This is a genomic window from Microbacterium sp. K27 (genome assembly GCF_004794435.1).
Classification (GTDB): Bacteria; Actinomycetota; Actinomycetes; order Actinomycetales; family Microbacteriaceae; genus Microbacterium; species Microbacterium maritypicum_A.
Map to the genome: position 1 here is coordinate 1 of NZ_SSDK01000028.1, position 13,018 is coordinate 13,018.

Annotated in this window: 15 protein-coding genes; 7 read left to right on the forward strand and 8 right to left on the reverse strand. The window is 69.1% G+C overall.

The window, feature by feature from the left end; all coding sequences use genetic code 11:
* Nucleotides 1-300: 300 nt before the first annotated feature.
* The 3 genes from DW307_RS02065 to DW307_RS02075 form a co-directional block, all read right to left on the reverse strand.
* Nucleotides 301-1,221 (reverse strand): carbohydrate ABC transporter permease, encoded by a 921-nt coding sequence (locus tag DW307_RS02065; protein ID WP_029259542.1) that lies wholly within the window; start codon nt 1,219-1,221, stop codon nt 301-303.
* A complete protein-coding gene (locus tag DW307_RS02070) occupies nt 1,218-2,195 on the reverse strand; it encodes a carbohydrate ABC transporter permease (protein WP_029259541.1) in 978 nt (325 codons plus the stop codon). Before DW307_RS02070 ends, DW307_RS02065 begins: the two co-directional genes overlap by 4 nt.
* Nucleotides 2,196-2,285: 90 nt before the next feature.
* Entirely contained in the window at nt 2,286-3,599 is a 1,314-nt protein-coding gene (locus tag DW307_RS02075) for an ABC transporter substrate-binding protein (protein ID WP_136023792.1), read from the reverse strand.
* 235 nt (nt 3,600-3,834) lie between these two features.
* Here DW307_RS02075 and DW307_RS02080 point away from each other — a divergent pair, with 235 nt between their 5' ends.
* Complete coding sequence (locus DW307_RS02080) at nt 3,835-4,659, forward strand: sugar phosphate isomerase/epimerase family protein (protein ID WP_136023793.1); 825 nt, start codon at nt 3,835-3,837, stop codon at nt 4,657-4,659.
* 108 nt (nt 4,660-4,767) lie between these two features.
* Here the strand turns inward: DW307_RS02080 and DW307_RS02085 are convergent, their stop codons facing one another.
* Nucleotides 4,768-5,595, reverse strand: coding sequence for an MOSC domain-containing protein (locus DW307_RS02085; RefSeq protein ID WP_136023794.1), 828 nt, complete (start codon nt 5,593-5,595; stop codon nt 4,768-4,770).
* A 128-nt stretch (nt 5,596-5,723) separates the two neighbouring features.
* Nucleotides 5,724-5,909 carry a DUF3073 domain-containing protein gene (locus tag DW307_RS02090; RefSeq protein WP_029259537.1) on the reverse strand — a complete coding sequence of 62 codons (186 nt, stop codon included), beginning with the start codon at nt 5,907-5,909 and terminating at the stop codon, nt 5,724-5,726.
* A gap of 149 nt (nt 5,910-6,058) precedes the next feature.
* Between DW307_RS02090 and DW307_RS02095 the strand changes: the two genes are divergently transcribed.
* A complete protein-coding gene (locus tag DW307_RS02095) occupies nt 6,059-6,604 on the forward strand; it encodes a universal stress protein (protein WP_029259536.1) in 546 nt (181 codons plus the stop codon).
* Between the two features lie 228 nt (nt 6,605-6,832).
* Here DW307_RS02095 and DW307_RS02100 read toward each other — a convergent pair whose 3' ends face one another.
* The gene (locus tag DW307_RS02100) at nt 6,833-7,459 is read right to left on the reverse strand and encodes a PadR family transcriptional regulator (RefSeq protein ID WP_029259535.1); all 627 of its coding nucleotides are present in this window, start codon (nt 7,457-7,459) and stop codon (nt 6,833-6,835) included.
* Nucleotides 7,456-8,295, reverse strand: a complete 840-nt coding sequence (locus DW307_RS02105; RefSeq protein ID WP_029259534.1) for a DUF4097 family beta strand repeat-containing protein — start codon at nt 8,293-8,295, stop codon at nt 7,456-7,458. Before DW307_RS02105 ends, DW307_RS02100 begins: the two co-directional genes overlap by 4 nt.
* A 177-nt stretch (nt 8,296-8,472) precedes the next feature.
* Here DW307_RS02105 and DW307_RS02110 point away from each other — a divergent pair, with 177 nt between their 5' ends.
* From DW307_RS02110 to DW307_RS02120, 3 genes are all read left to right on the forward strand, one after another.
* Complete coding sequence (locus tag DW307_RS02110) at nt 8,473-9,270, forward strand: MerR family transcriptional regulator (RefSeq protein WP_136023795.1); 798 nt, start codon at nt 8,473-8,475, stop codon at nt 9,268-9,270.
* Between the two features lie 139 nt (nt 9,271-9,409).
* Entirely contained in the window at nt 9,410-9,784 is a 375-nt protein-coding gene (locus tag DW307_RS02115; protein WP_021201496.1) for a hypothetical protein, read from the forward strand.
* A 5-nt stretch (nt 9,785-9,789) separates the two neighbouring features.
* On the forward strand, nt 9,790-10,629 hold the full coding sequence (locus DW307_RS02120; protein ID WP_029258386.1) for a nitroreductase family protein: 840 nt from the start codon (nt 9,790-9,792) through the stop codon (nt 10,627-10,629).
* Here the strand turns inward: DW307_RS02120 and DW307_RS02125 are convergent.
* Nucleotides 10,598-12,124 (reverse strand): FAD-dependent oxidoreductase, encoded by a 1,527-nt coding sequence (locus DW307_RS02125; protein WP_029265269.1) that lies wholly within the window; start codon nt 12,122-12,124, stop codon nt 10,598-10,600. The two genes, DW307_RS02120 and DW307_RS02125, sit on opposite strands and share 32 nt — an antisense overlap.
* Before the next feature lie 106 nt (nt 12,125-12,230).
* Between DW307_RS02125 and DW307_RS02130 the strand changes: the two genes are divergently transcribed.
* Nucleotides 12,231-12,605: a fluoride efflux transporter FluC gene (locus DW307_RS02130; protein WP_240750452.1), complete on the forward strand. Its 375-nt coding sequence runs from the start codon at nt 12,231-12,233 to the stop codon at nt 12,603-12,605.
* Nucleotides 12,602-12,961, forward strand: coding sequence for a fluoride efflux transporter FluC (locus tag DW307_RS02135; protein ID WP_029258389.1), 360 nt, complete (start codon nt 12,602-12,604; stop codon nt 12,959-12,961). Before DW307_RS02130 ends, DW307_RS02135 begins: the two co-directional genes overlap by 4 nt.
* Nucleotides 12,962-13,018 lie beyond the last annotated feature (57 nt).

Here is a 13,018-nt window from a genome sequence, read left to right on the forward strand (position 1 = left end):
CCGCGTCCGCCCGCCCCGCGTCCGCCCGCCCCGCGCCCACCCGCCCTCGCCCCGCCGAGTGCACGGCTCGTTGTCGAGTGCACGGCTTGTACGCGTGGAGATTCGGTGCGCTCGCCAGCTTCCCGTGCGCTCGCTGAGCCTCCGACCCGGCTTGCCCTCCGACGCCGCACACCCCGCGGCCCCCGCACACCCCGCAACCCCCGCACACCGCGCAGCCACGCAGCACCGCACATCCACCGCGCGCAGACGTCCGCCCTCGGCCGATGGGCCGAGGGCGGACGTGAGGGATGAGACGGGGGATCAGCCCTTGACTGCGCCGGCGGCGAGACCGGAACGCCAGTACTTCTGCAGGGCGAAGAACAGCAGCACGAGCGGGATGACGCCGAGCAGGGCGCCGAGCATGACCGCACCCTTGTCCGGGGCGAAGTAGCTCACCATGCCGTAGAGACCGAGGGTCACGGGCTTCAGATCCTGACTCGAGATCATCATGAGGGGAAGCAGGAAGTTGTTCCACGTCGCGACGAAGATGAACAGGAAGATCGTCACCATCGCCGGACCCAGCAGGCGCATCACGATCGTGAAGAAGATGCGGGCCTCGCCGGCGCCGTCGATGCGAGCCGCTTCGAGCAGTTCGGTCGGCACCGACGACTGGGCGTAGACCATGCCGAGGAAGACACCGAACGGAGACACCGCCGAGGGGATGATGATCGCCCAGACGGTGTTGGTCAGTCCGAGCGCCTGGAACTCGATGTACAGCGGCACCGTCAGCAGCGCCACCGGGAGCAGGAGCCCGGCCATGATCACGCCCACGGCGATGCGCTTGCCGGGGAACGCGAACTTCGCGATCGCGTAACCGGCCATCACGGCGAACAGGGTGCCGATGACGCCCGCACTCACCGAATAGAGCATCGAGTTGCCGACCCAGCGCCAGAACAGACCCTGGGTCCAGTTCATCAGGCTGTCGTAGTTGGTGCCGAGGTTCCAGTCGGCGAACCAGAAGCCGAAGGTCGAGGTGAGGTCGGTGTTGTTCTTCGTGGAGGCGACGATGAGCCAGTACACCGGCACCAGGAAGTACAGCGTCGCGATCACGAGCGCGATGATGCCGAACGCGCGCGCGACCGGGGTCGGGGCGATCGAGGGCGGCGGAGCATCCACGTCGCGCGGGCGACGGGGGCGTCGGCGCGTGGATGGCTCGGTGGTGATGAGGCGCGTGGTGGTCATGCGTCGCCCTTCCGGCGCTGCAGCAGCGCGTACACGATCGCGAGCACACCCGCGATCAGAGCCATGAGCAGGGAGTATGCGGATGCCGGGCCGCTGCCCGACGGTGAGATCTCGCCCATCATCGTGTTGTAGGTGAGCATCATCGGGGTGAAGTCCTTGCCCATCCACGAGTTCGCGGCCTGCAGCACCACCGGCTCGTTGAACAGTTGGATGGTGCCGATGATCGACAGGAGCACGGCGAGCAATGCGGCCCCGCGCACCAGCGGTACCTTGATGCGCATCGAGATCTGGAATCCGGATGCGCCGTCGAGGCGAGCCGCCTCATAGAGGTCGCGCGGAACAGCCTGCAGCGCCGACAGGAAGATCAGCATGTTGTAGCCCGTGTAGGTCCACGTCGTCATGTTCGCCATCGAGAACAGGATCGTGCCCGGTGCCATGAAGTCGGTGCCTTCGGGGAGGAAGGGCAGGAAGGGCGACACCTCGGGCGTGTAGAGGTAGAGCCACATCATCGCCGCGATGATGCCGGGAACCGCGTACGGGAGGAAGAACGAGAGCCGGAAGAGCGTGGGACGGCGCACGATGAACGAGTCCAGCAGCAGGGCGAGGCCGAGCGCGACGAAGATCATCACGGGGATCTGCAGTGCGGCATAGAGGACGACGCGACCCATGCCCGTCCAGAACGCGCCGTTGGTCGCGGCGGTGACGAAGTTCTCGAGACCGACGAACGTGTCGACGAGTTCGCCGCCGCCGTAGAGTCCGTCTCCTGACGGCACCTGCGCGAAGAACGACGAGCGGATCGACACGATGATCGGCACCAGGAAGACCAGCACGAACAGCACCGCGAACGGTGCCATGAACAGCCATCCGGTGAGACCTTCGCGTCGGGTCCCGAACCGGCGCCGGCGGGTGGGATCCGCGGGGATGCGCGATGTCGGCGCCGGTGCCGCACCTCGCGTTTCGGTCACTGTGACCATGGTGTCGCCTCTCGAGGTCAAGACGACGGCGGAGTGCACGATTGCGCGTGCACTCCGCCGTCGATCATCCGATGATGCCTTCTCGTCGACTCACTCTGCGACCGGGAGGCCGAGGTCCTTCAGGGAGGAGACGGCGGTGTCCTGCGCGGTGGTGAAGATGTCGGCCACCGATGCCGTGCCGGCGACGGCCGCAGCGGCGGTCTCGTTCATCTTCGACAGCGTCGAGAAGCCCGGTGCGTAGGGGAAGTCGGGGTTCAGGTTCTCGGTGGCCGTGCTCAATTCGGCGAGCACATCCTGACCGCCGAACTGGCGGAGCATCTTCTCGGGGGTCTCCACGTCGCCCTTGGCGGCGACGACGAGGCCCTGCGATGCGAGGTCGTCGACCTGCGTGTTGAACCAGTCGTTGAACTCCATCGCTTCGGCGGGGTACTCGCAGCCCTTCATCACCGAGACGCCGGAACCGCCGTCAGGGCCGCTCATGGCACCCGCGCCGAAGTCGGGAAGCTGGGCGACGCGCCACTGCCCCTCGGCCGGTGTGCCGTCGAGCGAATCGAGGAGGAACCCGGCCTCCCACGCGGCTCCGACGTGGCCGATGAGGCTGCCGTCGTTGAGCGCGGCGGTGAAGCCCTCACCCCAGCGCTCGGTCGCCAACGTCTGCTTGCCGTCGAGCAGGCCCTGCCAGAACGCGGCGACGCGCTCGGAGCCTGCGCCCTCGGCGTCGACCTTCCACTCGTCGCCGGCGGTGCTGAACCAGGTGTCGCCGGCCGCGGCCGACTGGGCGGAGAGCCAGTTCTGAGCCTCATCCGGTGTGAACGCGGTGACGTACTTGCCGGCGGCGGCCGCGGCGGCGGAGTCGGCCGTGAGGTCGTCGAGCGTCTTCGGGGCGTCGAGGCCCAGCGCCGTGAACTCGGCCTCGTTGTAGAAGTAGACGAGGGGGCCGGTGTCCTGCGGGAGGCCCACGATGGCGTCGCCGACCTTCATGCCGCTGAACGCACCGGCCGAGAAGTCGTCCTCGTACTTCTTCGCCTCGTCCGCGACGTCCTGCAGCAGTCCCTTGACGAACAGCTGCGGGACCTCCGAGTAGCCCGTCTGCGCGAGGCAGGGTCCGTTGCCGGCCTTCACGTCGGTCTCGAGCTTGAGGATCATGTCGCTCGACTTGCCGTCGAACTTCGTCGCCTTCACCTGGATGTCGGGGTGTTCGGCGTTCCAGCGGTCGACGATCTCGGAGGCGGGGGTCATGCCCTCGCCGTCAGGCAGGCGGTGCAGGTACTCGATCGTGATGGGCTCGCCGCTGGCGCCACTGTCACCGGAGTCGCCGGATGAGCAGGCTGCGAGGCCGAAGGCCGACACCGCGCCGACCGCGACGATCGCGGCGGTGCGGGTGAAGCGAGGGGTGATTGCCATGCTGTTCTCCTCTTTGAGGTCATGTTCCTGCGGATCGCCCTGGGCGGGGGTGACGCCGAGGCGCCGTCGATCACAAGCACATCCAACCACAGAATGTTTGCGCTCACAACCGACAAAAGAAGTCGGTGACGCTTATACTCGGCCTCATCGAGGGAGCGCTGACATGCTCTGACACGCACACGCCGACCGTCGGTTTCGCGGCGATGCCCCGATCCACCGGAGAGGACATCTGCCGATGACACGAAGCCCGCTCGTCCTGATGAACGATTGGGTCTCCGCGATGCCTCCGCGAGCGTTGGTCGAGACCGCGCTCCGCGAAGGCTACGACGGGGTGGAGCTCTGGCTTCCCTCGGAGTCGAGCGCCCGGCGCGAGCTCGTCGCGGTGATAGACGAGACCGGTGCGCCGGTCTCGTTGCTCGTCGGAAGCGTCGAATCCGATCCTGAGGCGCACCGCCGCGCGCTCGCGCTCCAACTGGATGCCATCGGTGCCGAGGGCATCGCCCCGCTGCACATCACCCTGCACGCCGGTCGGGACCACTGGAGGGAGCGGGACCTGGACGCGCTCGCCGGCTGGATCGTCGCCGAGCGCGAGCGGACCGGCATGGACATCCTGGTCGAGACGCATCGTGCGCGGATGCTCCCCTCCGCGCACTCCTCGGCGCGATTGCTCGAGAGGCATCCGGGCCTCCGGCTGACGCTCGACGTCTCCCACTGGATGGTCTCCGCCGAGTCGCTGTTGCAGGATCAGCCCGAGGCCATGGCGCTGGCTGTCGACCGCGCCGACCATATCCACGCGCGATTCGGACACGCGCAATCCCCCCAGATCGATGACCCGCGATCTCCGCGGTGGGCGTCCGCTGTCGAGGCGCAGTGGGGATGGTGGGACCTCGTCGTCGACCGTCTGCGCTCCGAGGGCCGTCGCCCGACTTTCCTGGCGGAATTCGGACCGTCGGACTACGCGACGCCGGACCCGCGGACGGGGCTGCCGCTCGGTGATCCTGCCGCGCTCAATCGCTGGATCACCGGGCAGATTCGTGCCCGCTACGCCTCCGGCGAGTGATCGCGAACCCTGGGCCCGTCGGGACCGGTCTCTGAAGCGGCGCATGTTTGCGCTCACAAGCCCCATGTGAGGACATCCACGGGCGATCCGGTGCGCGCGGGGAGACGATCATGCACGGTGGGTGTGGATCTCATCACCGACGCGGATCAGGCCACCACCCTGGGGTCGACCGTCGTCCGACGGCGCCCAGCCGGGCAGGAGCAGGCGTCCGAGGGTCGGCTCCTGCTGGGCGAAGGCGCTCGTGAGGGTGGTGAGTACCTTGGCATCCCGCACGCCCGTCTCCGGGTTCGCGTGGGTCGCGAGGCAGCGCACGATGGGGCCGGCGGCCTGGAAGGCGACGTCGCCGACGCGCACCTGGCCGGTCCACTCGAGCTCGCTCCACGGGGAGGCGTCGTCGATCACCACGTTGGAGCGGAAGCGTCGGTCGTCGACGTTCGTCCCGAGCGCCTCCCCCAGCGCGCGAACGCTGGCCCGTCCGTGAATCGAGACGTAGCCGCGCGGGCGGTCCTGGAAGCGCGACGTCTCCCCGTCACCGACGAGCGCGAGCGGGAGTCGGCCGGGGCGTCGCAGCCGACGGCCCTCGGGGGTCGCGAGGACGAAGTCGGTGACGGCATCGGTCAGCTCGCGCCGTCCGCCGTCGTCGAGGGTCGCCTCGACGAGCACCGAGCCGGCGTGTTCGATGCGGATGCGTCGGGTCTCGTCGTCATAGCTCGTGCGCAGGGCGGCGAGCGCGGGAAAGTCCTGGAGGGCGAGCCCCTTGGCCTTGGGCCAGTAGTCGAAGCCGTCGCGGTCCTCCGGCTCGGCGGCATCCGCGAACCGGAAGGCGAGCACGCGATCGCCGGTGATCCGGCCGTCGGGCTGCACGGTCAGGGAGTCCCGACGCTCGGGGGTGAGTCCCTTGATCGGGTGACGGTAGAGGGCGACGACGTGTGCCATGAGGAGATCCTCTCAGCTGGCGACGTCGGGGCATGACAGACGGTGCTCTGTCGCTGAGCACATCGGCTCAGCGCCAGAGCACGACGAAACACCCGCACGTGGTGCGGGTGCGACGAACAGAGGGGCGGTCAGGCCTTCTCTAGTTCATCCTCGTCTTCGTCGGCATAGTCATCGGCCCACTTGTCGACATACGCGTCTTCGTCGGTCGGATGACCCAACTCGCGCTCGAGAGCGGAGTAGTTCACCGACGGACTGTACGCCTTGAGTTCGCGGGCGATCTTGGTGTGTTTCGCCTTCTGACGGCCACGGCCCATGCGCGAGACCCCCTCACGAGTTAAGCTGCGGGCTGTTCAGGCCCGATGCATTTCACGACACCGGCTGAAGGCCGGTAAGAGTAGCATTCAGAATAGCACGCGGGTACGACCCTCTGGCTGATGCCAGGCCGGTGAAGGGAACGATCATCATGACCGACAACACCTCCACTCCTTCCGACGAGGCCGCACAGAATGCGGCTCTGCAGAAAGCCGTCATCGTCGGCATGCAGCTGGACCAGGACCGACACGTGATCGATGAGGCCGTCCGCTACGCGCGACTTCTTAGCGCACCGCTCGTGGTCGCCCACGTCGACGTCACGCGCTTCGTGACGTACGAGGACCCGGACGGCTACGTCCACTCGGCTCCGATCGACATCAACTTCGACGCCGGAGCCGCGGAGTTCGAGGCGGTCGAGGCCGCTGCGGCCACGCTGCTGGCGGGCACCGACGTCACCTGGACGGCGCGGCAACTGGTCGGCGATCCGGCTCTGGCGATCAAGCAGCTCGCCAACAAGCTCGACGCGCAGCTGATCGTCGTCGGTACACGCAAGCGTGGCATCGGCGAGTCGATCAGGGAGTTCTTCACCGGATCGGTGGCCGCGCGCCTCGCGCACCGGCAGCATCGTTCGATCCTCGTCGTGCCGCTCGGAGAGTCGGTGCCGGACGAGCAGAAGGAGATCTGGCCCGAGAAGTAGCGGCCGTTCCCCGGACGCAGAAGAGGCCCCGTCGGCGATTGCCGGTGGGGCCTCTTCTCGTACGGCGTCACCCCATGTGGATGACGATGCCGTGACGTCGCGCGGAGGGTGACGTCTGCACGGGTGGGGTGGGGAGCTGCGGTTGTCGCGCGTGCCCCGGCAGACGAGGTTCCACCCGCGCGCGGGCGTCGTCCTGCCGCGGACGTGCCGCACCCGGCTCCGAACCGATCACGGGCGCGGCGTGCTCAGGGCGACCGTGACACCGCGTGCGGCGGTGTCGAGCGCCGCTTCGAGCTCGGTGACGACCGAGGGGGAGAGGGTGCCGCCCTTCGCGATGTGGGTGCGCAGATCGGTGCGCACCCGTGCGCGGAAGGCGTTGATCACGGCATCGGCGCGGTGCATCTCCTCGCGGCTGACGAGCCGGGAGTCGTCGGTCGCCGTGCGGGGACGGTTCTTCGCTGCCGTGCGCTCGCCCTTCTCGGCCGCTGCCAGATCGGCGCGAAGGCTCTTCATCGCGTCCTGGACGCTCTGCCGCACCTCGCTCGCGATCAGCCGCACCGAGTCGGTGAGGCCGGCTTCGATGCCGGCGAGGTCGCCCTCGCGCGACGCGAGCTCCGCCCGCCCGGCCTCGGTGATGGAGTAGATGGTGGTGCGGCCGTCGACGGTCTTGGTGACCAGCCCCTCTTCCTCGAGCTTCGCGAGCCGGGGATAGATGGTCCCGGCGCTCGGCGTGTAGGTGCCGCCGGTGCGATCGGTGAGCGACTGGATGATGCCGTAGCCGTGCTGCGGCGCCTCGGCGAGCAGCGACAGCAGGTACAGGCGCAGGTCGCCGTGGGAGAAGACCGCGGGGCTCATGCTTCCCACTCCGGGTCGTCGGCGATCGATGCCGGGGTGCGGCGGAGGACCGTCACGCCCCCCGAGACGGAGTTCGCGCGCAGGTCGACGAAGCGTCCGGCGAGCTCCCCGGTCGTGCCCGTGTAGTTGCTGGGGCCCGAGGTGCTGCGCTCGACCCCGTCGATCAGCAGGCGTCCGCTCAGTGACCGGATGACGTAGTTCGCGGCGAGCGACTCGTCGAGGCGCACGGTGGTGCCGCCAGAGACCGAGTTGACGTTGATCGTGTTCACGTCGCCCGCGGCGTCGACCAGCGTGGAGCCGGAGACGATGTCGACGGTCGCCCGGCGCACGGCACCGGTGACGGCCACATCGCCCGAGACGCTGTTCGCGCTGATCGAGCCGGTGAGGCCGCGCACCTGCACGTCGCCCGACACGGAGTTGACCGTGAGGTCGCCGATCAGGGTGTCGACGATGATGTCGCCTGACACGGTGTTGAGGCGGGCGTCGTTGCGGAGTCCGGAGACCAGAGCCCCGGCGCTGACGACACCGAGGTTCAGGGCGATCGCGCGGGGGACCGCGACGCTCACCTCGGCGCGGGGGCCGCCGGAGCCGAAGTTGCGGAACACCTCGAGGAAGTTGTCCCAGCCCAGCTGCGGGTGGTCGATCTCGACCTCGCCGTCGTGGGATTCGATGCGCAGGTCCTTGGTGGTGACACCGTGCACCTCGATGCGGATGCCCGGTTCGTCATGGGCGATGATGTCGACCTGTCCACCGACGAGGCCCACCTTGAGGCGGGTGACGGATTCGATGTCGATGACGCGTTCCTCGCCGGGGGCGATGAGCCACTTCTCGGTCATGTCTGCTTCTCCTGGGTTGAGGGTCACGATATATCGTGTGTTGCCACGATAACACGATATATCTCGATCCTGTCAAGAAGGGAGCGCGAATATTCGCTGAAAGATGTTGACCTTGACGCAACGTCAACTTCTAGAGTTCAAGACATCACCGCACGACCACGAACGAGAGGAGGCGGAATGGAGACGGATGACTGGTCGATCCAGGAGATCGCCCGCCTCGCCGGAACCACGAGCCGCACACTGCGGCACTACGACGACATCGGCCTGCTGCCGCCCTCGCGCATCGCGCACAACGGCTACCGGCACTACGACGGCCCGGCGCTGGTGCGTCTGCAGCGCATCCTGCTGCTGCGGGAATTGGGGCTCGGTCTCCCGCAGATCGCGGACGTGCTGGGATCCGCATCGGACAGCGATGCCGCAGCGAGCGAGGCATCGGCCCTGGAAACCCATCTCGCGCTGCTGCGCGACGAGCAGACCCGGCTGGCGCGTCAGATCGCGTCGGTCGAATCCACCATCACGGCATTGAGAGGAGGTGAGAACCTCATGGCAGAGAACATGTTCGACGGCTTCGACCACACGCAGCACAAGGATGAAGTCGAGGAACGCTGGGGGAAGAAGGCCTACGCCGACAGCGACAGCTGGTGGCGCGGGATGACGGACGCCGCGCGCGCCGACTGGCAGCAGCGCGTGTCCGACCTCGGGCGCGACTGGATCGCCGCCGCGGAGAGCGGCATCGATCCGGCTTCACCCGCGGCCCAGGAGGTCGCGCGTCGCCACGTCGAGTGGCTCACGGGCATCCCGGGCACACCCGCCGCCGTCCCCGGCGGAGACGTCAAGGCATACGTGATCGGGCTCGGCGAGATGTACGTCGCGGATCCGCGCTTCGGCGCGAACTACGCGACATCGTCCGGCGGCACGCACGGTGCGGAGTTCGTCCGCGACGCGCTCCGCGTCTACGCGGAGGGCAACCTCTAGGCCACGTACCGAGCCGACCCCCTCCTGAGCGATGTCCGCGCAGGAGGGGGTCGTTCGCGTCCGGCACACGGCCTAGCCGACCGGCGCACTCGCGTGCAAGGGGGAGCCTGAGGCCCAGGCGCGGGCGTAGGGTCATGCCATGGTCCACCGCCGTGAGCGCGCGAACAACGCGCCGCTGTTCGCCGCTGCGGCCACGGCCTACGCCGTGAACTGCGCACTCGGCGCATCCGTCGCCGCGCGCCTGGTCGACACCAGCCGCTTCCGCTGGCTGCACCACGCGCTCTACATCGCGACATGTGCGACCTCGGCTGTCGCCGTCGTGGCGGGCTGGTCGCGGGGGCCGCGCACGGGTGGCCGTCGCGCTGCGGTCGGGCTGCTCCCCGCCGCCGTGCCGCTCGCGGCCATCCCGTACCTCGGCACGCACAGCCGGCGGCATCCGCTGGTCGCGCTCGCCGCCGCCCCCTTCATCGTCGCAGGGCTGGTGCTCTCGCGATCCGCCGCCGACCGGAAGTGAAACGCATGGAACTGCTCGATGCCATCCGCCGCCGCAAGACCACCAACGGCGCATTCCTGCCCGACCCTGTCTCCGAGGACCATCAGCGCATCCTCCTCGAAGCCGCGGGCCGCGCTCCGTCGCAGCTGAACAGCCAGCCCTGGCGATTCGTGGTGATCGAGAGCCGCGAAACGATCGAGCAGATCGCCCGCATCTCGGGCGAGAGCATGACCGAGGCGATGTCGAACGGCACGTTCTTCGAGCGGTACAAACCGTACTTCCGCTTCAGTCAGGCCGAGATGGAGGAGAAGCGCAGCGGGATGCTGTTCGACAAGCTGCCCGCCGCGCTCCGCCCGTTCACGAGCCAGGTGTTCACCAAGCGCGGGCAGACGCTCATGAACACCTTCGGAGTGCCGAAGACCCTCGGTGCCGAGAACCGGAAGCTCGTGGCGGGGTCGCCGCTGCTGCTGGGCGTGATGCTCGACCGCAGCGAGTACCGGCCGGGGCAGCTCTCGTCGTTCTATTCGGTGTTCAGCATGGGGGCGGCGATGGAGAACGTCTGGCTCACCACGGTCGAACTCGGCATGGGCATCCAGTTCATCTCGTTCCCGATGGAGGTGCCGGGCCGCTGGGACGAGATCGTGCAGCTGTTGCGGGTGCCGGACGATCTCGAACTCATGGCCGTCTACCGGCTGGGCTACCTGCCGCCGGAACAGCGTCGCCCCGCGATCGACTGGTCGAGCAGCCAGCGCAAGCTCGTGTCGCAGTACGTGTTCCGCGAGAACGGGGAGACGCCGCAGCAGGGGTGGGACGGCGCGCCTCCCGCCGGCGACATCACTCCGGGTCCGCCGGCGTCAGGGGAGTGAGGTCTCGCAGCGCCGGACCCTCGAGGCGGGTGCCGTCCGGCGCGAAGCGCGAGGCGTGCAGCGGGCAGTCCCACGAACACTCGGCGTCGTTCCAGGCGAGCACGCCGCCCAGGTGCGTGCACACCGCGCTCACGGCGCGCGTCACACCGTCGACGGTGGAGACCGCGACCGGGCGCCCTGCGCGATTCGCCACCACGCCCTGGCCCTCGGCCGGTTGCGGCACCGGCGTGCGGCGGGTCTCCGCCTCCACCCAACCGGAAGCGAGCGCCGTCGCGACCTTGCCGCCCTCGACCGCACCGCGAGCGAGGTCGGCGGGCACGGTCAGACGCGTGCCGATCATGGTGATCCAGGTCGGGCGATCGCGTCGGGGCGTGCCCAGGATCTCGGAGGTGAGGCGCTGCGCGGCGGCGGGGGCGTTCGACAGCCCCCACTTCCCGTAGCCCGTCGCGAAGCGGATGCGGCCGAGGCCGCGCGGCATCGCCCCCACGAACGGGATCAGGTCGTGCGACTCGTAGTCCTGCGCCGACCAGCGGTGCGTCTCCTCCGCGCCGGGGAAGTGCAGCTGCGTCCAGGCGACGAGGTCCTCCACCGCGGCCCTCTCGCCGCCGGATCGGCCGACCGGGTGCCCGTTGCCGCCCACGATCAGTCGGGCGCCGCCACCCGGGCCGTCCGCGACGGTCACCGGGCGGATGGAGCGCGTCGGTCCGTCGACCGAGAGGAATGTCCCCTCCGGAACGCCGTCCGGCACGCGGAAGGACACGCAGTACGACCGGAGCCCCCGCGTCTTGGCGAAGTACAGACCTCGGTCGGTGATCGGCGTGCCCGTCGCGAGCACGATGTGGTCGGCGAAGAGCGGCCCGTGCGCGGTGTCGACGCGACCGGCCAACGCGTGGGTTCCCGTCGCGCGAACGCCGGTGTGGAGCGTGCCGCCGCCGGTGAGAAGCTCCTCGGTGAGGGCGAGGCAAACGGCCACGGGGTCGATCGCGACCTGCTCGTCGAGCGCCACGGCGGCGGCCACCGGGAACGGGGTCGCGGGGAGTGAGGTGGGCGACGCCAATCGCGTCGGCAATCCGGCTTCCCGAGCCGCGGAGTGCTGCTCGTCGACCGTGTCGATGCCGGAAGGGCCCTGCGCGTACGAGTGGTCGGTGTGTCGTGTGAAGGGGACTCCTGCGAGCTCGGCGAATGCGAGCAGCCATTCCATGCCCGAGCGGTTGGCGTCGACGTAGGCGCGCACGAGCGCAGCCGGATGATGGCGCCGGATCGTCGCGAGCTGGCCACCCTGCAGCAGGGAGAGCTTGCCCGTGTTGGCCCCCGTCGCGAGCTCGGCGACCTCGCCCGCCTCGATCACGGCCACGTCGAGCCCGGCTCTGGTGAGCATCACCGCCGTGGAGAGACCGGTGATCCCGGCGCCGACGATGACGACGTCGTGGTGCGCGCCGGGTTCGAAGGGGGATCCGACGGGCAGGGTGCGGTCGAGCTTCCACAGGGGATTCATGTCGTCAGTCAACGCCCTTCGCGTCCTGGTATCCACCGCCTTGACATCCGCAGGGGCCGCTGCCATCCGGCGAACGCCGCGCTGCTCGGCGACTACAGTGGCGGAGGTGAACCTCCGCCGCATCCTGCTCGTCGCCGCCGGCGGCACGGTGGGTACGGCCGCGCGGCTCGGCCTCGGCCTCGCGCTCCCGGATGGGGGCGGAATCCCCGTCGCGGTGCTCATCGCCAACGTCGTCGGGGCCCTGCTGATCGGCGTGCTGGCGGCCCGCCTGCCCGCATCGGCCGACCTGCGGCTGATGCTCGGCACCGGAGTGCTCGGCGGATTCACGACCTACAGCGCGTTCATGACCGGCACCGTCGCCCTGTGGGCTGACGTGCCTGCTCTCGCCGCCGTCTACGCGGTGGGCAGCCTCGTTCTCGGGCTCGGTGCGGCAGCTCTCGGGCTGCGTCTCGGCCGGCCCCGGGCGGGACGGGCATCATGAGCCCGCTGCTGTTCCTCGGTGCCGCGCTCGCCGGAGGGGTCGGCGCGGTGCTGCGCTACCTCGCCGATCTCGGCGTCGCCCGTCTCGCGGGTCGTCGGTTCCCCTGGGGCATCCTGCTGGTGAACCTCACGGGCTCGTTCGCGCTCGGACTGGTCACCACCGCCCTGCCGGATGCCGCCTTCCTTCTCGGCGCCGGGCTGTTGGGCGGCTACACGACCTTCAGCACGGCGATGCTCGACACGGTGGCCCTGTGGCGCGACGGCGAGCGCCCCGCGTCGACGTTCAATGCGATCGGGATGCTGCTGCTCGGTCTGCTCGCCGCGGGCCTCGGTCTCGCCCTCGGTTCAGCCCTGTAATCGAGGGTTGCGGGGTGCGGCCCCCTCGGGCTACTCTCCTTGCTAATCGATTAACGC